The sequence below is a fragment of the Corynebacterium glucuronolyticum DSM 44120 genome, from assembly GCF_030440595.1.
GTDB classification, from domain to species: domain Bacteria; phylum Actinomycetota; class Actinomycetes; order Mycobacteriales; family Mycobacteriaceae; genus Corynebacterium; species Corynebacterium glucuronolyticum.
Genome location: NZ_CP047452.1, coordinates 2,825,872 through 2,844,448 on the forward strand (window position 1 = coordinate 2,825,872; position 18,577 = coordinate 2,844,448).

The following is an 18,577-nucleotide window of genomic DNA, read 5'->3' on the forward strand; positions in this document are numbered from 1 at the left end:
ACTTTCGTTTATGCACGGTAACAACTTTTGAGCCGGGAATAAAGTAGCAGTTTTCGCTCTTCAATAATAGCGGGCTTATAGTGGCTGGACAGGTTCGTTGTCATGTCTGATATACCAGACAGATGGCCGAGTTTCACGTGAAACTCGGCCATCTGTGTGTTTTATGGAGTTATCTCGGGGGCGCTTTTAGTTTGGTATTACCTTACCGTTTCGCACCCTTGAGTGTGCATCCTTACTCCGCATCCTTACGGCGGCGGAGTGCGATGAACGCGCCACCCAAAAGCAGGGAGAGGAAGCCGATGGTGAGCGCCAGCTGCACATACTGCGCGCCGGTCTCAGCCAGAGCGGAATCCTTCTTGGAGTGCTTCCCGGGCTTTTGATTGGTAGCACCATTTCCGGAGCGAGTCGGCTCGCCCGCCTCGCCACGGCCCTTCGGGGACTGCGGCGACGGATCCTGCTTGCCAGGGGCCTGCTTGCCAGGGGCCTGCTTGCCAGGGGCCTGCTTGCCGGGGGCTTGCTGTCCCGGTGCCGTCTGGCCAGGAGCCTGCGGGAGATCCGGGAGGGCGTGGCGACCTGGCGCGGAGCCCGTGTCTACGATGCCGAACTGATCCAGTGCCCAGGCACCGCCACCCAACAGAGCGAGGCCACCGAGGATGCCACCGATGATGGCACCAGCCTTTTCCTCCTCGGAGGAGCCGTTGGCCGGTGGGGTGGGCGTGTCAGACTTGGCGATCGTCACGCTCTTGCTGACGAGATCCTTCGAGCCGTCGGGGTAGGTGACCTCAATCGGGATGACATAGGGCCCGTCCTTGATGTTCGCCGGCGGATTGAGAGTGAGCTTGCCGGTCTTTGGATCGATCTTCGCCCACGCCGGAGCGTCCTTACCGAGGGCGAACTTCGTGCCCTTCGGCATCGTCTCCGTTGCCTCCGTAGCCGGATCATCAAAGGACGGCGTGACCACAATGCCCGAACCACCAGGAACGATCGGCTTCGCATCCGGGTACCGCGGCTCCGCCGTATCCTTCGATTCCTTCACCTCGGCAACCAGCGTCGCCTTGGAGATGACCTCACCGTTCGCCAGACCCTCAACCTTGATCTCATAATCGCCGGGTTCTGCGTTAGCCGGGGCATCGATGGTGACCTCACCCGTTTTCTTATCAATCGTCACGTTCCAGCCATCCGGGAAGGAAACCAGCCGGAAAGTGGAGCCGGGAACAACCTGATCGCCCAGGTTCGTCTTCACCTTCACAGGCTCATCGCCAACCGTCGTCTTCGGGTAGGCGAGCTTCGAATTCGCGATCATGACGCGCTGGTAGACGATGCCCTTGGAGCCGTCGGCATAGGTGACCTCGATCGGGATGCGGTGAGCACCCGTCGGGACATCTGCCGCCGGAGCGATGGTGAGCTCACCGGTCTCCGGATCGATGGTCACCCACTTCGGAGCACCCTCACCGAGGGCGAACTTTGTGCCCTCGGGCTTTGTCTCCTTCGTATCTGCGGTAGTGGGATCGTCGAAGGTCGGTGCCTTCACCTTGTCCGTGGTGCCGGCGAAGATCACCGGGGTTGTGCCCGGGTAGTACGGCTGCGCCGTGTCCTTCGTCGGGCGGGCAGCGGGCTTTTCGACGACGACCGGGACGTTGACGATCTCCGTCGAGTGATCGCCGTAGGTGACCTCTACGGGGACGAGGTAGCCGCCGGGCTGAACCTTGTCCGTGGGCTTCAGAGTGAGCGCACCGGAAGTGGGGTCGACGGTGACCCAATCGAGGTTCGGGTCCCCGGGGGCCGTCGACAAGCCAAAGGAGACATCCGCAGGCTTTTCCTCCGCCGCGTCCGTGGTCGGATCATCGAAGGACGGGGCGGGGACGGTGACGTCCGTGCCCTGCTCAACGCGGGTGGCGGCACCCGGGTAGAAGGGCTGCGTCGTCTGCGCCTCGGTGAGCGTGGGCTCCTCCTTCGGATCCGTGACAACGACCGTGACCTGCGTCATCACCGTCTTGGTCACACCACCGACGGTGACCTCGACGGGAATCTCGTAAGTGCCAGCCGGAACGTCCGCACCGGGATTTGCCGTGACCTGGCCGGTCTTGGGATCGACGGAGACCCAATTCGGTGCGTCAGCACCGAGCTTGTAGGAGGTACCTTCCGGAACGCGCTCGACGTGCCCGGTAAACGGGTCGTCGACAGACGGCGGATCGATGGTGAGTGTCTCGCCGCGCTCGACCGGGTGGGCGGGGCCGTAACTCGGGGTGAGCATCGGGCGCTCGCGCACCGTGATCGTCGACTCGATGACATCCTTCGTACCATCAGGGTAGGTGACCTGCACCTTTACCGGGTACGTACCGGGCTGCGCAGCGGCCGGGGGTGTCGCAGTAACCGTACCCGTCTCTGGGTTCACCGTGACCCAACTCGGGTTGTCTGGATCGCCGGCGAAGGTCGTCTCCGCCGGGGGCTGGACCGGGAACTGCGGGGAGAGCGAGATCTCATTGCCGGCGGTGACCGGCGCGGTGGACAACGTACCGTTGGGCACATTCTCCGTGGCCAGGCGCGGATTATAGGTATCGGCATCCGTCACCGGCTTCTTGACCAGCACCGGAACCATGACCGTATCCGTGGAGCCGTCCTCGTAGGTGACGACAACGGGGACATTATAGGTGCCCGGCGCGATGTCCTTACCCGGCTTCGCGGTGAACTCGCCGGTAGCTGCGTCGACAGAGGCCCATTCCGGAGCGCTATCACCGAGTTTGTAGGAGGTACCAGCCGGAGCCTGCTCCTTCTCCTCGGTGCTCGGATCGTCGAAGCTCGGAGCCGGGATCTTTTCCTTAGCGCCGGCCTCGACCGGGGTGGCCGTGCTGGGGTAGCGCGGCTGGACCTTGTCGGCGGTCTCCTCCTTCTGCGCTGCCTCCGTCACGTTGACGGGAATGACAACCTTATCCGTCGAACCGTCGCTATAGGTGACCTCAATCGGGACGTTGTACGTCTGCGGATCCAGGCCCTCCGGCGGGTTGAGGGTGAGCTTGCCGGTCTGCGGGTCGACGGTCACCCAATCCGGAGCGTCCGCACCGAGCTTGTAGGAGGTGCCCGCCGGGGCTTCCTCCTTCTCCTCGGTCGCCGGATCGTCGAAGCTCGGGCCGGAGACAACCTTGTCCTTCTCGCCCGCTGCGACCGTGGCGGTGGGGGAGGAGGGGCCGGGGTTGAGCTGCTGGCTCAGATCCTTCGGTATGGGCAGAACCGTCACCGTCACCGGGATGCGGTCGGTGGAGCCATCCGGGTAGGTGGCGACAACCGTACCGGTGTAGGCCTGCGGTTCCACCTCGGCACCAGGGGCGATCGTGGCGGCACCGGTGTTGGGATCTACGGTGATCCAGTCCGGGCCCTCGAAGGAGAACGTGGTGCCCTCGGGGCGCTCCTCCTTCTCGGAGGTCGTCGGATCGTCGAAGCTCGGGACCGTGGACTTTACGGTCTGACCCGCCTGAACAGCGTTATCGTTGGCCTTGTAGCGAGGCTCCGCGATCTGCGCCGTCTTCTTCGGCTGGGCGGAAACCGTCACCGGGACGAAGTACGTATCCGTCGTGCCGTCGGGGTAGGTGACCTCAACCGGGACGTTGTACGTGGCCGGCTCGGTGCCTGCGGGCGGGGTGGCGGTGAGCTCGCCGGTTGTCGGATCGACCTTTACCCAATCCGGTGCTGCCTTTCCTGTGGCGTAGGTTGCGGTGACCGGGGCTTTGTCATTGACCCAGCCGGGGGCCTTTACCTTCGCCGTTTCACCCGCGGTGACCTTCGCTTCGTCCGGCGTTGCCGGATCGTAGGTGACCTTATCCTCCGGGGTCTCGGGGACCTCCTGGGCGGCGACGCGCACCGGTACCATGACGGTTCCCGTGGAACCGTCGGGGTAGGTGACCTCAACCGGGACGTTGTACGTGCCCGGCTCGACCGTGGCACCGGGGCTGACCGTGAGCGACCCATCGGCGTTCACCGTCACCCACGTCGGGGCACCCGAGCCCTTCTCGAAGGTGGTGCCCGACGGGAGGGTGGTTCCATTCTCGCCCCTCGGGGCGGGGATGGTGGAGGATTCGCCCTGCGTCGTGGCCGGCGCATCCTCGTAATCCGGCTGGAACTCCACCGCCTGCTTCTCCGGCTCGGAGACAACGACGGTCACCGTGCCTTCATCGGTGGACTGATCCGCGTAGGTGACAACGACGGGGATGTCGTAGGCCTTCGGATCGGTGCCCTTCGGCGGGTTGGCGGTGACCGCACCCGTCGTCGGGTCGATGGACACCCAGCTCGGAGCGCCGTCACCGAGGGAGAAGGTCGCACCTGCCGGGGCGGTTTCCGTTTCCTCGGTGTTCGGATCGTCGAAGCTCGGGGCGTCGCCCGTCACCGGGTCGCCACCAGCCTGGGCGGTGAGGTCCTTAGCCGGGTAGTACGGATCGTTGAGGGAGGCCTCCTTCGGTGCCTCCGTCACCGTGAACGGGACGTTCACCGTGTCCGTGGAGCCATCCGGGTAGGTGACAACAACCGGGATGGTGTGCTCGCCGGGCTCGAGATCCTTCGGCGGGTTGGCCGTGACCTCGCCCGTCTCGGGATCGACGGTAGCCCAGTCGGGAGCGCCCTCGCCCTTGGCGAAGGTCGTGCCCTCCGGCTTCTTGCCGGTATCGAAGGTGGGGGCGGGAACCGTAGCTGTGCCACCGGCCTGAACCGGGGTGTTGGCCTGTGGGTAGGACGGCTGGTTCGTGTCCGCGTCCTTTACCTTCGCGGTCACCTTCACCGGGATGTTGACCGTGTCGGTGGAGCCGTCCGGGTAGGTGACGACGACGGGAACGGTGTACTCGCCCGCCGGAACGTCCGCACCGGGCTTGACGGTGATCTCGCCGGTATTCGGGTCGACCGTGGCCCACTCCGGAACGTTGTCACCGGAGCCCTTGGCGAACCTCGTGCCCTCCGGGGCCTTTTCGACGCCGTCGGTGGTCGGGTCATCGAAGCTCGGGGCCGCGATGGTGGCCTCGGAACCGGCAGGAACCGTCGTCGTGGACGACGGGTACAGCGGCTGCGACGCATCGGCCGCGGGGAGGACCGTCACCGTGGCGTTGATGGTCTGCGTGGAACCATCCGGATAGGTGACGACGACCGGAATGGTGGTGTCACCGGCCGGAACGTTTGCACCGGGCTTGACGGTGATCTTACCGGTAGCGGGGTCGACCGTTACCCACCCCGGAACGTTGTCACCGGGGCCGAATGTAGAGCCCTCGGGGAGGGGGGAGCCGTCGACAAGCGTAGGAGCGGGGATGGTGACCGGCGCATCCTTACCGACGACCGTCGGCTCGGGCGGGTAGGCAGCCTGGTTCTTCTCCGCATCCGTGACGTACTGGTTGACATGCACCGGAACGTTGACCCTGTCCGTGGTGCCATCCGGGTAGGTGACGACGACGGGAACGGTGTAATCGCCCGCCGGAACGTCCGCTCCGGGCTTGGCGGTGACGGTGCCGGTAGCGGGGTCGACCGTTGCCCACTCCGGAACGTTGTCACCGGTGCCCTTAGCGAACGTCGTGCCCTGCGGCATCTCCTCCTTCTCGGAGGTGCGCGGGCGATCGAAGGTGACAGGGATCGTCGTCTTGCCGCGCTGCGAAACCTCCGTTGCCTGCGGGTATGCGGGAACGTTGGCCTCGGCTTGAGTGAGCACCTTCTCCGTCACGACAACCGGGGCGGTGATCGTGTCCGTCGAACCGTCCGGATACGTCACTGTGACGGGAACCTCGTACGTTCCGACGGGGACCTCCGCATTCGGGCGCAGCGTGAGCATACCGGTCTGCGGATCAACCTCGACCCAATCCCGTGCATCCGCTCCGGGGGCGAAGGTCGTACCAGCGGGAACGCGCTCCTGCACATCCGTTGTGTTCGGATCATCGAAGCTCGGATCCGTCACCGAACCGCGGGAATCCTGCGCCACACTCGTGGGCGTGGAACCGTACGTGGGGCTGTACTTTTCTGCATCCGGCGTCCGCTTCGTTACCTCTACCGGCACGAACACGATATCGGAGGAACCGTCCGGGTAGTTGGCGCGGACCGGGACCTGGTAGACACCAGGCTTCGCGTCCTTCGGCGGGTTCGCGGTGACCGAACCATCCGGGTTCACCGTGACCCAGTCAGGAGCCGGCGTTGCGTCCGGGAAAATGCTGTTCAAGGCGGTGGCATCCGGCGCGTCGAAAAGCGTGCCCGAGGGGGCAGATTCCGTTTCCGGCGTGTTCGGATCATCGAAGGTGAGCGGGGCCGTCGTGACCGACGAGCCCTGCTCCACCGTCGGAGTATCCGAACCGACCTGGGGCTGATACGTGTCTCGATCCTGCTTGACGAGGGCCGGGTTCGGATCGACGACGACCTTGCCACCACCCTGGATCGTGTGTTTCACACCATCCTCATCGGTGACCTCGTACTGGACGGTGACATCGGTGTACGTGCCCGCCTTAGCAGTCTCATCCACCGTCAACATGCCGTCGGGAGCAAGGGAGAAGCCCTGCGGGAGCTCGCTCACTACCTTGAAGTTTGTGGGCTTGATCTCGACGGGCTTGCCGTCCTTGTCTTTCGCATCCGTAGGCAGGCCAACCACACTGATCGGCTTGGAGGCCTTCTCGCCCTCCTTGAAAGTGTAATCCAGCATCGTGGCCTTGGTCACCGTCAAATTATCGGTGGTGCCGATCCGAATAGTCTTCGGCTTGCCCGATGCGGCGGGGACCTGGCCGACGGCGGTGACATTCACCGGGAAGGTGCCGAACTCCGTCGGCGTGCCCGTGATCTTTCCTGTCTTTTCATCAAACGTCAGGCCCTGGGGCAGCGGGGTCTCCGGGTCAAGCTCGAAGGTCCAGTCCACCTTGGTCTTGGCGATCTCGCTCGGAACCTCGACGAAGCCCTCGGCCTTGGTCTTATCCGCGTTGTTGGCGGGGTTACCCGGGGTCTGCAGCGGGTACGACGTGCCCACACTGCCGTACGGGGTGTGAAGCCTGGCGGGGATCGCCGTGAAGCTATCCACGCCCATGATCAGCGGGTCCTGGCCATCCGGGAGCGCGTACAGCGTCGCCGTGTAGGTGGAGACCTCCTTCAGATCCTCCGACACCGTCAGCGGGCAGGAGGGGATGAGGCCATCCGCAGTGGCGAACTCCTCGCAGGTCTTAACCTCGGCGCCGTTCGGATCCGTCCAGATGATGCGGTACTTCTGATCCGCCTGCGCTGGCCAGCCCGACGCACCCGTATCGACGGTTACGCCCGGGGTGGCAAAGGACGTCCGCGTGTCGTAGGTGAGCACGTCAAACGTGGAATGCGGAGTAAGCGCGCCGATATTGAGGTTGGCGAAATACTCGGCCGAAAGCGACTGCGACGCGTTCGCATCGAGCAAATAGCCAGTGCCGAACGGGTCCTTACCAGTGAAATTGGACCCACCCCAGATCTCATTCCTAAACGGAGTAGTCACACCGGCAACGCGCGGCATATTCGGCGTCGAAATGTACATCCAGTCCCAGTTGACGTGCTTGACGCTATTGTCCAAGCTACCGTTGCCCCAGGAACCCTCCGTGGGACTGCCAGCAACCGTACCCACCTTATCCCTAGGCACACGACCAGCGGAACGGTCATCCCGACCCCACGTGCCGTTGAAACGAATCTTGTACGCACCCTTGGCATCCGTGGTGGTGGCGACCGTCTCCGCGATCCACTCCGGATGCGCCCGCACCTGCTCCATAATCCAGTCATTGAGCTTCACCGCATCCTCATACGTCCACTGCTCCCCGCGCAGCGCATGGCCGTTGAAAAGCCTAGTTTGGTTGGCTTTGTGGTAAGCAAGGATCTCATTGACCGCCTCGTCTGCCAAATAGGAGGCAACAACCTGCACATTCGGGATGCCTCGGTCATAGGCCGGGTTATTGACATCCTCCCAGCGAAGGGAGCCCACGCCCTGCACCCAGTTCCAATACACGCGACCATTCACATCACCGCTTGTGCCCTGCATCGCCTCCGGGGTTTGGAACACCCACTGCTCCCGCGGCTTGTGATTGGGCAGCGACGGGTCTTCCTTCTTCTTAAACAGTGCCCGCGCATTGCGCACGCGGCCGCCTGTCCAATCCGCGTGGCCCGTGGTATCAACGACGACGCCGTCGGGAACCGGACGGTAGCCGTAGGACCAGAACAATTCCATACCCTCCGGCGGGCGGAACCAGAGTTGCACCTTTTCCTTATAGGCCAGCGTCGGATCGGCAGTGAACGTGTGCTCTTTGCCATTGGCATCCAAGTACGGCTTCATCTCGATGGTGAACGTGCCATCATCCCTGGTCACTGTCTTATACAGGGGAGAGGAGATCTGCCCATTCTTATTCTTCTCCGTCCACTTGGCATACACCTCAACACCCCCAAGTGGTGCACCTGCTGCCACTGCGTCCTGGATCCAGACGGTGGGAACCGTCTTCAGCTCCGCCACGGTGCCGTTAACGGTGCCCTTGGCATCTTGCTCGCCGGTCGCCTCAATGGCACTGGCAAAGAAGCCACTTTGCACCTCGTCGGCGGTCACGGGGGCGGTGGCCGGGGCGCTTGCGGTTTGGGCGACGGCTTGCGGGTAGGTGACGGGGACGATCCCGGGGAGGATCAGCGTCAGTGATACGGCTGCTGCCGCGATGGAAAAGCCCTTGGGTTTGTAGTGCACAGCGTCATCCTTTGTTTTGGGTGCTTCCCCTCGCCTTAAATAATTTTCGTTTTATATTAAGCCGTGAGGGTTTCCTATTGGTCCCGATTTTAGAACAATTCTGCCAAATACGACAGAGTTCGCTGTGTGTAACTTTTAACTAGGGGCTTATTTACCAGGGGGATGAATGTTGCGTCCCACCTGGCGTATAACAAACGCACAGAAATTGTTATTAGCCGCGCCCTCGGCAAGCGCGCCCTCGGCAAGCGCGCCCTCGGCAAGCGCGCCCTCGGCAAGCGCGCCCTCGGCAAGCCTCAGGCGCGTAAAAAGGGGCCCGCCCAGGCGCGCGTAAAAAGGCGCGCGTAAAGAGGAATGCCGGGTCCCGCCACACCCACGGCGGAACCCGGCACCATTAAAACGCCCGGAAGACGGTTTACTTCACCACGAGGTTGACGAGCCTACCGGGGACGACGATCTCCTTGACCACGGTCTTCCCCTCGATGTTGGACGCAGCCGCGGCGCGCGCTGCCTCCAGGACCACATCCTTGGCGGCGTCGACCGCAACGGTGATGTGAGCGCGAACCTTACCGTTGACCTGGACGGGAAGCTCGACCGAGTCGTCGACAAGCTGAGACTCGTCGAACTCCGGGAAGGCAGCATAGGTGATGCCACCGTCGTGACCGAGGCGGGACCACAGCTCCTCCGCGATGTGCGGGGCGATCGGGGAAAGCATGATGGCCAGGGGCTCGAGGGCAGCGCGGGGGGCGCCGGCGGGGTAGGCCTTGGTCAGGTGGTTCGTGAACTCGATGAGCTTGGCGACGACCGTATTGATACGCAGGTGCTCATAATCGTCGCGGACGCCGGCGATGGTGCGGTGGAGCTGCTTCTCGTCGTCCTCCGTCAGGCTGTTTTCGGAGAAAACAGGGTTACCAGTGCCTTCATCGACGGCGAGGCGCCAGACGCGCTGCAAGAAACGATGCGAACCGATGACGTCCTTCGTCGCCCACGGGCGCGACATGTCCAACGGACCCATAGACATCTCATATAGACGGAGAGTGTCGGCACCGTAGTCCTCGCAGACCTGGTCGGGGGAGACCGCATTCTTCAGCGACTTACCCATCTTGCCGTACTCCTGATTAACCTCTTCGCCCTGGTAGAAGAACTTTCCATCCTTCTCCTCGACCTCGGCGGCCGGGACGTAGACGCCGCGAGAATCCGTGTAGGCGTAGGCCTGGATGTAGCCCTGATTGAAGAGCTTGCGGTACGGCTCGCAGCTTGTGACATAGCCCAGGTCAAACAGGACTTTGTGCCAGAAGCGGGAGTACAGGAGGTGGAGGACGGCGTGCTCGACACCGCCGACGTAGAGGTCGACACCGCCGCAATCCTTATCGCTTTGTGGCCCCGTCCAGTAGCGCTCATTTTCAAGGTCAACGAACTTTTCCTCGTTGGTCGGATCGATGTAGCGGAGCTGGTACCAAGAAGACCCGGCCCACTGCGGCATGACGTTCGTATCGCGGCGGTAGTGCTTGGGGCCGTCGCCCAGGTCAAGGGTGACGTTTACCCAATCCGTGGCCTTTGCCAGCGGCGGGTGCGGCTCCGAATTGCGATCGTTCGGGTCTGCGGTCACCGGCTTGTAATCCTCCACATCCGGGAGCTCCACAGGCAGCATTTCCTCTGGCAGCGCGTGGGCACGACCCTCGTCGTCGTAGACGATGGGGAAGGGCTCGCCCCAGTAGCGCTGCCGGGCAAACAGCCAATCGCGCAGCTTGTACTGCTTTTGGGCGTGGCCGGTGCTGTCTTCTTCAAGCTTCGCGATGGCAGCTTTGATGCCATCGTCCTTGTTCAGGCCGTCGAGGAAACCGGAGTTGATGTGGGTGCCGTCGCCGGTGAAGGCCTCCTCGGCGATGTTCCCGCCCTCCAGGACCTGCACGATGGGCAGGCCGAAGACCGTGGCGAACTCGTAGTCGCGGGTATCGTGGGCGGGCACGGCCATGATCGCGCCGGTGCCGTAACCCATGAGGACGTAATCAGAGATGAAGACCGGAATTTCCGCACCGCTGAGCGGATTGGTGGCGGTCACGCCCAGGTAGACGCCGGTTTTCTCCTTGTTCTCCTGGCGCTCGAGGTCGGACTTGGCGGCAATCTTAATTCGGTATTGCTCCACCGCTTCCTTCGGAGAATTAGCACCGAAAGTCCAGCGCTCATCCGTACCGCTTTCATACGGGTCGCCGGAGGTGAGCCTATCGACGAGGGGATGCTCGGGGGAGAGAACCATATACGTCGCACCGAAGAGTGTGTCCGGGCGGGTGGTGTAGACCGAGACCTTTTCACCACCGATGGTGAAGTCGACCTCGGCGCCCGTGGAGCGGCCGATCCAGTTGCGCTGCATGGACTTGACCTTTTCCGGCCAGTCGAGGAGGTCCAAGTCGTCGATAAGCCGATCGCCGTAGGCCGTGATGCGCATCATCCACTGTGACAGCTCCTTGCGGAACACCGGGAAATTACCGCGCTCCGAACGACCCTCCGCGGTGACCTCCTCGTTCGCGAGCACCGTACCCAGACCGGGACACCAGTTGACCAGCGATTTTGTGCGGTACACGAGGCGCTTCGAATCAATAATGTCCTCGATCTCGCGCTCTGTGTATTGCCCTTCGAGCTGTTTGCGGAGCTCTGCGACCGGCTTCGCCTTTTGCTCGCCCTCATCGAAATAGGAGTTGTAAATAGTCAGGAAAATCCACTGCGTCCAACGGTAATAATCTGTATCAATAGTGCGGATCGCACGCCGCTTATCGTGCCCCAGCCCCAGCTGCCCCAGCTGGCGCTCCATGTTCTGGATGTTCTTCTCCGTCGTCTTCCGCGGATGCGTCCCCGTCTGAATCGCATACTGCTCGGCCGGCAGGCCAAAGGCATCATAACCCAGCGTATGCAGCACATTGAAGCCGTTGTGGCGGCTGTACCGCGCAAAGACGTCGGTAGAAATATAGCCGAGCGGGTGCCCGACATGCAGCCCCGCACCCGACGGGTACGGGAACATGTCCTGCACAAACCGCTTCGGCTTGCTTAGTTGATCACTGTTTGGCTCTTTCAGATCCCCCACCGGGTTCGGCGCGGCGAACACATTATTATCCGCCCAAAACCCCTGCCACTTCTGCTCAATTTTCCGCGCGAGGTCCGCGCCATACCGATACGTGAAAGAGTCATTCGTCATGCTCCAACAGTGTAGTAGATGTCACTTACCCTCGTACAACGAGGCGGTGCCCTCCGACTGATAATCCAGAGGAGAGGTCTCCTCCTGGCGGTCCGTGCGCTGGATATCACCCTTGGCAAACTTGTTAATCACCATTGCGATAGCGCCGTCACCAGTGACGTTACAAGCGGTACCAAAGGAATCGATGGCGATGTAGGCAGCGATCATCAGTGCCACCTGCTCGTCGTTAAAGCCCAACATCGACTGCAACAAACCGACAGCCGCCATGATCGCGCCACCCGGAACACCAGGCGCGGCGATCATGAAGATACCCAGCATGAGGATGAAACCAATGGCCAAGCTCGGCGGCATATCTATGCCATCCATGTACACAATGGCAAAGGCGAACAGCGCAATCTTCTGGATCGAACCAGACAGGTGAATCGTCGCACACAGCGGAATGACAAAACCGGCAACCGCATCCGTCACACCATTCCGCTTCGCACCCGCGTACGTAATCGGAATCGTCGCCGCAGACGAGGAGGTGCCGAGCGCCGTCGCGTACGCCGGGAGCATATTCTTCAGCGCCGTGAACGGGTTCTTACCTGCGATGCCGCCGGCGATGAGGTACTGCGCCACGAGGATGATCCACGTCATGATCACGGCCAGGAGCAAAACCTTGCCAAACGCAGTGAGCGTATTGAGCAGGTTGCCGTTCATGCCCAGGGAGAGGAACATGCCGAAGATGTAAATCGGCAGCAGCGGGATGATGAAGCCGCTGATCACGTGCATGATCACGCGCTGCAGATCCTGGCAGCCGCGGTAGAGGGTATCCGACTTCACCGCCGTCATCGCCACACCGACGGTGAAGGCGAGCAGCAGCGCCGTCATCACATCCATCGGGGCCGGCATCTCGATCTCAAAAAACGGCTGCAACGCGCCCTCGTCGATATCCTCTACCTTCGCCGTCGTGTTGCCGGCCAGGAGCCAGCCGTACAAGCCGCTGGCGATGGCGTAGGCGATGAGACCGGAAATGATCGTGGACACGTAGGCAATGGCCGTCGTAATGCCCAGCCACTTGCCGGCACCCCGGCCCAAGGACGCGATCGCCGGGGCGATGAGCGCGAAGATGAGAACCGGGATGAAGAAGCCGAGGAAGTTTCCGAACAAACCGTTAAAAGTGACAAAGATTCGGGCGATGGTGATTCCCCATCCAGACCCATGAAAAATTATCGACGCAACTATACCGAGGATAATGGCGACAATGATGCGGAACAGGAGACTTCCGCTTAACTTCTTAAAATCCATACGAGGATTATAGTCCACTGTGAATATTATTCAAATGTGTCTTGGCGCTCGGACACGGTAGGCTTATTAGCATGATTGTTACTGTTGTCTGCGCACTTCTCGCCCTCTGCCTCGCCATCGCCGGCATCCTCGGCTGGACACGGCACTTCCCCGGCAATTCACACATCGGCATCACCACCGCAGGCACACGCAAATCCAAAGAAGCTTGGGATCGCGCCCACTTCGTCGCCGGCCCATTCTGGCTCATCGGCGCCCTCGCCTTCGTCTTCGCCGCCCTCTTCTCCGCACGCGGCTCCTGGATCCTCGCCGTTATCGCGATCCTCTTGGGGCTCGTCTTCCTCGCGCTCGGCGTCGGCAGTGGGGCACGGTTCTCCGCGCTTTACGACGACTCGGAGGAACCGTCCCAGGATCCCGCACCGTCTACTCCTACCGCTTCTCCCTCTGTGGATGTCGATGCAGTGCGCAGGGCTGCACAGGCACAAAAGCCAGAATAGAACGCGTGTTCTAGCGTGCTCCCCATTAGGGGGTATTTCGCCCCGGCTGTCCAGCAACACTGCTAAAGTACCTCCCATGTATACAGCTCAACTCACCCGCTCCTGGTGGTGGCTCGCGATATAACACGCGGGCCAAATTAGCTGAGCTTTGTACCCCGCGTTGAATTCAGATTCCGCGGGAATTTTTTTACCCTCCTTTCCGCGGAGACACCACCCGGAAAAGGAATTAGATGCAGTTCACTGAAATTTCGCGGCCAGTCCGCTACCACGAGGACGCCTCCGCGCTCTTCCACGCCCTCGGCGACACCTCCGCCCGCTCATCCGTACTCCTGGAATCCGCAGACATCCAATCAAAGGAAGGCCTGCAATCCATCGCAGTATTAAAGGCCTCCGCCCGCTTCACGTGTTCCGGATTCACCGTCGCCGCGGAGGCACTGAGCCCCCGGGGTGCGGCAGTCATCTCCGAAATGGAGCAGAAGGGCGTCAGCTTTAGCTACTCCCGGGCAACGGCCGCCGAGGAGGCAGAGCGGCTTAAGGAACCCTCCACGATGGATGTTCTCCGAGCCGCCCTCGGGGTAGGGGAGGGGGGTGCACGCCTGCCGTACCTCGCGGGCGGCATTGCTTTTGACTACCTGGAAACCTTCGAGGAGCTGCCAGAAGTATCGGCATCCGCCAATCGGTACCCCGATTATCAGTTCCTCCTCGCGGAGGTTCTCCTCGTTGTGGATCACACCTCAAATACGGCCACGCTCTACGGCTACGACGAGGACCTCATCGACCGCTACGCCCAGCAAATCGCCGAGGATCTGCCGCCGCATCCCATCCCAGCTTTCGCTTCCGGTCCCGTCGCCGCTATCGCAAGCCCGGGGGATGAGACCTTTAAACAGGACGTCGAAAAGCTTAAGCAGAATATCTACAACGGTGACATCTACCAGGTCGTCCCCGCACGCACCTTCTCCATGAGCTGCCCGGATGCTTTCGTCGCCTACCGACGCCTCCGCGAAACCAACCCCTCGCCCTACATGTTTTATATCCGCGGACTAGACGCCGAGGGCACCCCCTACGAATTGTTCGGCGCCTCTCCCGAATCCAACCTCAAATACGACGCCGCCACCCGCTTCCTCCAATTGTGCCCCATCGCCGGGACCCGGCCTCGCGGTGCAACCGAGGAACTCGACATCCGCGCCGAGCTCGAGCTGCGCACCGATGCGAAGGAGCTCGCGGAGCACACCATGCTCGTCGACCTCGCCCGCAACGACGTCGCCCGCGTGGCGGCCCCCAATACCCGCAGGGTAGAGGACCTTATGCGCATTGACCGCTATTCGCGGGTCATGCATCTCGTTTCCCGCGTCACCGCCACCCTCGCCCCAGACTTCGATGCGTTTGACGCGTACCGCGCATGCATGAATATGGGTACCCTCACCGGCGCCCCGAAACTTCGGGCAAACGAACTTCTGCGCTCGGTGGAGGGAACTCGACGCGGCTCCTACGGCGGCTCCGTCGGGTACTTCGACGGCGCCGGCAATATGGACAACTGCATCGTTATTCGGTCGGCCTTCGTGCAGCACGGCATCGCCCACGTCCAGGCCGGTGCCGGCATCGTGCGCGACTCAGATCCGCAGTCGGAGGCAAACGAAACCTATCACAAGTCACTTGCAACCCTTAGCGCCATCGCCGAGGCTCAGGGTGCTGAACTCACGGTGGAGCGCTAATGAAAATTTCACTGCTTGATAATCATGATTCCTTTGTCTACAACCTCGTAGACACCCTCGTCGGCCTCGGCCACGATTGCAAGGTTTTCCGCAATACCGTTCCGGCGGCCGACGTTCTCGCCGTTCCCGCCGATGCAATCGTGCTCAGCCCGGGACCCGGACATCCACGCGATGCGGGCTACCTCATGGAGCTCGTTGACCGTGCGTACGGCAAGAAGCCCATTCTCGGCGTCTGCCTCGGCTTCCAGGCGCTCCTCCTGCACAACGGTGTGAGCGTGCGACCCTGCGGTCCCGTCCACGGGAAGACGGACGGAATGGACGTTTCACGTGAAACCTCCCCAATCTTCGAGGGGTTGACCGATCCCACCGGACTTATTCCCGTGGCTCGGTACCACTCCCTCGGCATCCCTGTTGCGGAGCTGCCGGAGGACATTCGCCCCCTCGGCTCCTGCCCTTCGGACCTCGGGCCCGTTGCCATGACAGCCGTGTTCCCCACGGATGGGGCTCCCGCCTTTGGGGTGCAGTTCCACCCGGAGAGCATCCTCACCCCTCAGGGACCCGTTATCCTGAATCGAATTCTTGACCTTATGACAAAGGAGATGGGCAAGTAGATGCCAACAGTACTAGATAAGATCGTCGCGAATCGCCGGACACACCTCGACGGCATACGGCGCCGGATAGGGGAGAGGCCGAGCCTGCAGCCCTCCACTCGCTCCCTCTACGACAACCTCGGTGCTCCCGAACCAAGCGTCATCATGGAGTGCAAGTCCGCATCCCCGTCATTGGGCTCCATCCGGCCGGACTACCACCCAGACCGTTTGGCATCTGTCTATTCTCGCTACGCCGCAGGCATCTCTGTCCTGTGCGAACCCGACTATTTCAACGGCGACTACGACCACCTGGCAACGGTGCATCGCTCCACCCATCTCCCCGTTCTATGCAAGGACTTCATCGTAGATACGGTGCAAATCCAGGCTGCACGCTACTTCGGCGCAGATGCCATCCTCCTCATGCTTTCCGTCCTGACGGACGACGAATACACACGGCTGTCAACATTCGCCACCAACCTCAACCTCGACATCCTCACAGAAGTCATTTCCGGTGAGGAGATGGAGAGGGCAACGAGGTTGGGCGCCAAAATCATTGGTATCAACAACCGCGATCTCAACGATCTATCCGTCGACATCAGCCGGACCGAGTATCTCGCCCAATTCGCCCCCGAGGGTGTCCGACTCATCTCGGAATCCGGCATCCGCACAAAACAGGACATTGCCCGCCTCGGCGGGATAGTGGACGGCTTCCTTGTAGGCACGAACTTAGTAAAGCAGGGTGACGTAGACACGAATGCTCGCACGCTGCTCTTCGGCGAGAACAAGGTTTGCGGTCTCCGCACCGGACACGCGGCTCAGGTCGCCCGCGCTGCGGGTGCGGTCTACGGCGGTCTTGTTTTCGAAGACACCTCACCGCGAAACGTTTCACGTGAAACCGCCGGGGAAATCATGAAGGCGGAACCGGGGTTGCGCTACGTCGGCGTATCACGGCGAACGGCAGGTTGGGAGGACCTCGCAGACCTCCAACTCCACGCCATCCAGATTCACGCACCTCTTCAATCCACCATCGAGGAGGAGAAGCAGCTAATAAAGGAAGCATCGGAGGCTGTCGGCCCCGATACCGAGATATGGCGGGCGATCTCGATGTCTAAGCCCAATGCGGTGGACATCGCCGAGGCCCTCGCAGCCGAGGGTGTCACCCTCCTCCTTGATAACGGGGAGGGTGGAACCGGAGAGAGCTTTGATTGGAACACTATTCCGGCCACGATTGTTCACACGTCCTTCCTCGCTGGTGGGCTTGGTCCGGATAACGTGGCCGAGGCCTTAGCCCTCGCCCCCCGCGGCCTGGATTTCAATTCCCAGGTCGAAAACGAGGAAGGCCACAAGGACGCACATACCCTATACTCTGCATTTAACACCATTAGGAGGTACACACATGATTAGGCAAACAATTCTCCCGGCCTACTTCGGAGAATACGGCGGACAGTTCGTCCCCGAGACTCTTCTTCCGGCCCTCGACCAATTGGAAAAGGCCTTTGTAGAAGCGATGGATGATCCGGAATTCCTGGATGAGCTTAACCACCTTCTCAAAGATTATCTCGGCCGCCCGACCCCAGTTACCGAATGCTGCAACCTCCCCGTCGAGGGGGAGGGGAGGGGCTACGCCCGCATCTTCCTCAAGCGCGAGGATCTCGTCCACGGCGGTGCCCACAAGACGAACCAGGTTATGGGTCAGGTACTGCTTGCAAAACGCACGGGTAAAACCCGCATTATCGCCGAGACGGGTGCCGGCCAGCACGGCACCGCAACAGCGTTAGCCTGCGCCCTTATGGGCCTCGAGTGCGTCATCTACATGGGCAAGGTTGACGTGGAACGCCAGCAGCCCAACGTATACCGCATGGAGCTCATGGGCGCGAAGGTTGTCGCCGTAGACACCGGCTCCGGCACCCTGAAGGATGCCGTGAACGAGGCGCTGCGTGATTGGACGGCCACCTACGCCACCTCGCATTACCTGCTCGGAACGGCGGCCGGCCCGCACCCGTTCCCCACAATTGTGCGCGAGTTCCACCGCGTCATTTCCCGCGAGGCAAAAGCACAGATGAAGGAGATCACAGGCGCCCTTCCGGATGTCGTCGTCGCCTGTGTCGGCGGTGGCTCCAACGCCATCGGTATGTTCGCCGACTTCATCGACGAGGAGGGTGTCGAGCTCATCGGCACCGAACCGGCCGGCAAGGGTCTCGACTCCGGCCAGCACGGCGCCGCAATCCACGAGGGCAAGACGGGCGTTCTCCACGGCGCAAAGACCTATCTCATGCGCACGGATGACGGACAGGTAGAGGAATCCTATTCTATCTCCGCCGGCCTTGATTACCCTGCCGTTGGCCCTCAGCACGCCTACCTGAGCGATTCCGGCCGCGCCACCTACGTAGGGATTACCGACGAGGAAGCCCTGAAGGCTTTCCAGCTCCTCTCCCTCAAGGAGGGCATCATCCCCGCGCTGGAGTCCTCGCACGCCTTCGCCTACGCCCTCAAGCGCGCCAAGGAGGCAGAGGGGAAGAAGGAGCACATCAACATTCTGGTTTCCCTGTCCGGCCGCGGCGATAAGGACGTTGATTATATTCGTCATACGCTGCAGGAACACCCTGAGTTCAAGTTGGAGGTATAAC

General features: G+C 61.7%; 9 protein-coding genes. 6 read left to right on the forward strand and 3 right to left on the reverse strand.

What is annotated here, in order from left to right; genetic code table 11:
• Positions 1–232 precede the first annotated feature (232 nt).
• Entirely contained in the window at positions 233–8,680 is an 8,448-nt protein-coding gene (locus tag CGLUCO_RS12850; protein WP_084037309.1) for a Rib/alpha-like domain-containing protein, read from the reverse strand.
• Positions 8,681–8,842: 162 nt separating this feature from the next.
• Here CGLUCO_RS12850 and CGLUCO_RS12855 point away from each other — a divergent pair, with 162 nt between their 5' ends.
• The gene (locus tag CGLUCO_RS12855) at positions 8,843–9,025 is read left to right on the forward strand and encodes a hypothetical protein (RefSeq protein WP_198481455.1); all 183 of its coding nucleotides are present in this window, start codon (positions 8,843–8,845) and stop codon (positions 9,023–9,025) included.
• Between the two features lie 67 nt (positions 9,026–9,092).
• Here CGLUCO_RS12855 and leuS read toward each other — a convergent pair whose 3' ends face one another.
• Together leuS and CGLUCO_RS12865 are read right to left on the reverse strand one after the other, a co-directional pair.
• Complete coding sequence (gene leuS / locus CGLUCO_RS12860) at positions 9,093–11,867, reverse strand: leucine--tRNA ligase (RefSeq protein WP_084037305.1); 2,775 nt, start codon at positions 11,865–11,867, stop codon at positions 9,093–9,095.
• A 21-nt stretch (positions 11,868–11,888) separates the two neighbouring features.
• Positions 11,889–13,154, reverse strand: coding sequence for a dicarboxylate/amino acid:cation symporter (locus tag CGLUCO_RS12865; RefSeq protein WP_084037303.1), 1,266 nt, complete (start codon positions 13,152–13,154; stop codon positions 11,889–11,891).
• 71 nt (positions 13,155–13,225) lie between these two features.
• Here CGLUCO_RS12865 and CGLUCO_RS12870 point away from each other — a divergent pair, with 71 nt between their 5' ends.
• The 5 genes from CGLUCO_RS12870 to trpB all read left to right on the forward strand — a co-directional run bounded on the left by CGLUCO_RS12870 (position 13,226) and on the right by trpB (position 18,576).
• The gene (locus CGLUCO_RS12870; protein ID WP_084037301.1) at positions 13,226–13,648 is read left to right on the forward strand and encodes an SdpI family protein; all 423 of its coding nucleotides are present in this window, start codon (positions 13,226–13,228) and stop codon (positions 13,646–13,648) included.
• A 230-nt stretch (positions 13,649–13,878) separates the two neighbouring features.
• Positions 13,879–15,360, forward strand: coding sequence for an anthranilate synthase component 1 (locus CGLUCO_RS12875; RefSeq protein WP_084037299.1), 1,482 nt, complete (start codon positions 13,879–13,881; stop codon positions 15,358–15,360).
• On the forward strand, positions 15,360–15,971 hold the full coding sequence (locus CGLUCO_RS12880; protein WP_084037297.1) for a glutamine amidotransferase-related protein: 612 nt from the start codon (positions 15,360–15,362) through the stop codon (positions 15,969–15,971). Before CGLUCO_RS12875 ends, CGLUCO_RS12880 begins: the two co-directional genes overlap by 1 nt.
• The gene (gene trpCF, locus CGLUCO_RS12885) at positions 15,972–17,354 is read left to right on the forward strand and encodes a bifunctional indole-3-glycerol-phosphate synthase TrpC/phosphoribosylanthranilate isomerase TrpF (RefSeq protein WP_084037295.1); all 1,383 of its coding nucleotides are present in this window, start codon (positions 15,972–15,974) and stop codon (positions 17,352–17,354) included. It abuts the gene before it with no gap.
• Entirely contained in the window at positions 17,347–18,576 is a 1,230-nt protein-coding gene (gene trpB / locus CGLUCO_RS12890) for a tryptophan synthase subunit beta (RefSeq protein ID WP_084037293.1), read from the forward strand. The genes trpCF and trpB overlap by 8 nt, the downstream gene beginning before the upstream one ends.
• Position 18,577: the final 1 nt, after the last annotated feature.

Bases quoted from the DNA above. Each gene is read 5' to 3' on its own strand.
- CGLUCO_RS12855 (WP_198481455.1), top strand. From the start codon at position 8,843: ATGAATGTTGCGTCCCACCTGGCGTATAACAAACGCACAGAAATTGTT.
- CGLUCO_RS12865 (WP_084037303.1), bottom strand. From the start codon at position 13,154: ATGGATTTTAAGAAGTTAAGCGGAAGTCTCCTGTTCCGCATCATTGTC.
- trpB (WP_084037293.1), top strand. From the start codon at position 17,347: ATGATTAGGCAAACAATTCTCCCGGCCTACTTCGGAGAATACGGCGGA.
- trpCF (WP_084037295.1), top strand. From the start codon at position 15,972: ATGCCAACAGTACTAGATAAGATCGTCGCGAATCGCCGGACACACCTC.
- leuS (WP_084037305.1), bottom strand. From the start codon at position 11,867: ATGACGAATGACTCTTTCACGTATCGGTATGGCGCGGACCTCGCGCGG.
- CGLUCO_RS12875 (WP_084037299.1), top strand. From the start codon at position 13,879: ATGCAGTTCACTGAAATTTCGCGGCCAGTCCGCTACCACGAGGACGCC.
- CGLUCO_RS12870 (WP_084037301.1), top strand. From the start codon at position 13,226: ATGATTGTTACTGTTGTCTGCGCACTTCTCGCCCTCTGCCTCGCCATC.
- CGLUCO_RS12880 (WP_084037297.1), top strand. From the start codon at position 15,360: ATGAAAATTTCACTGCTTGATAATCATGATTCCTTTGTCTACAACCTC.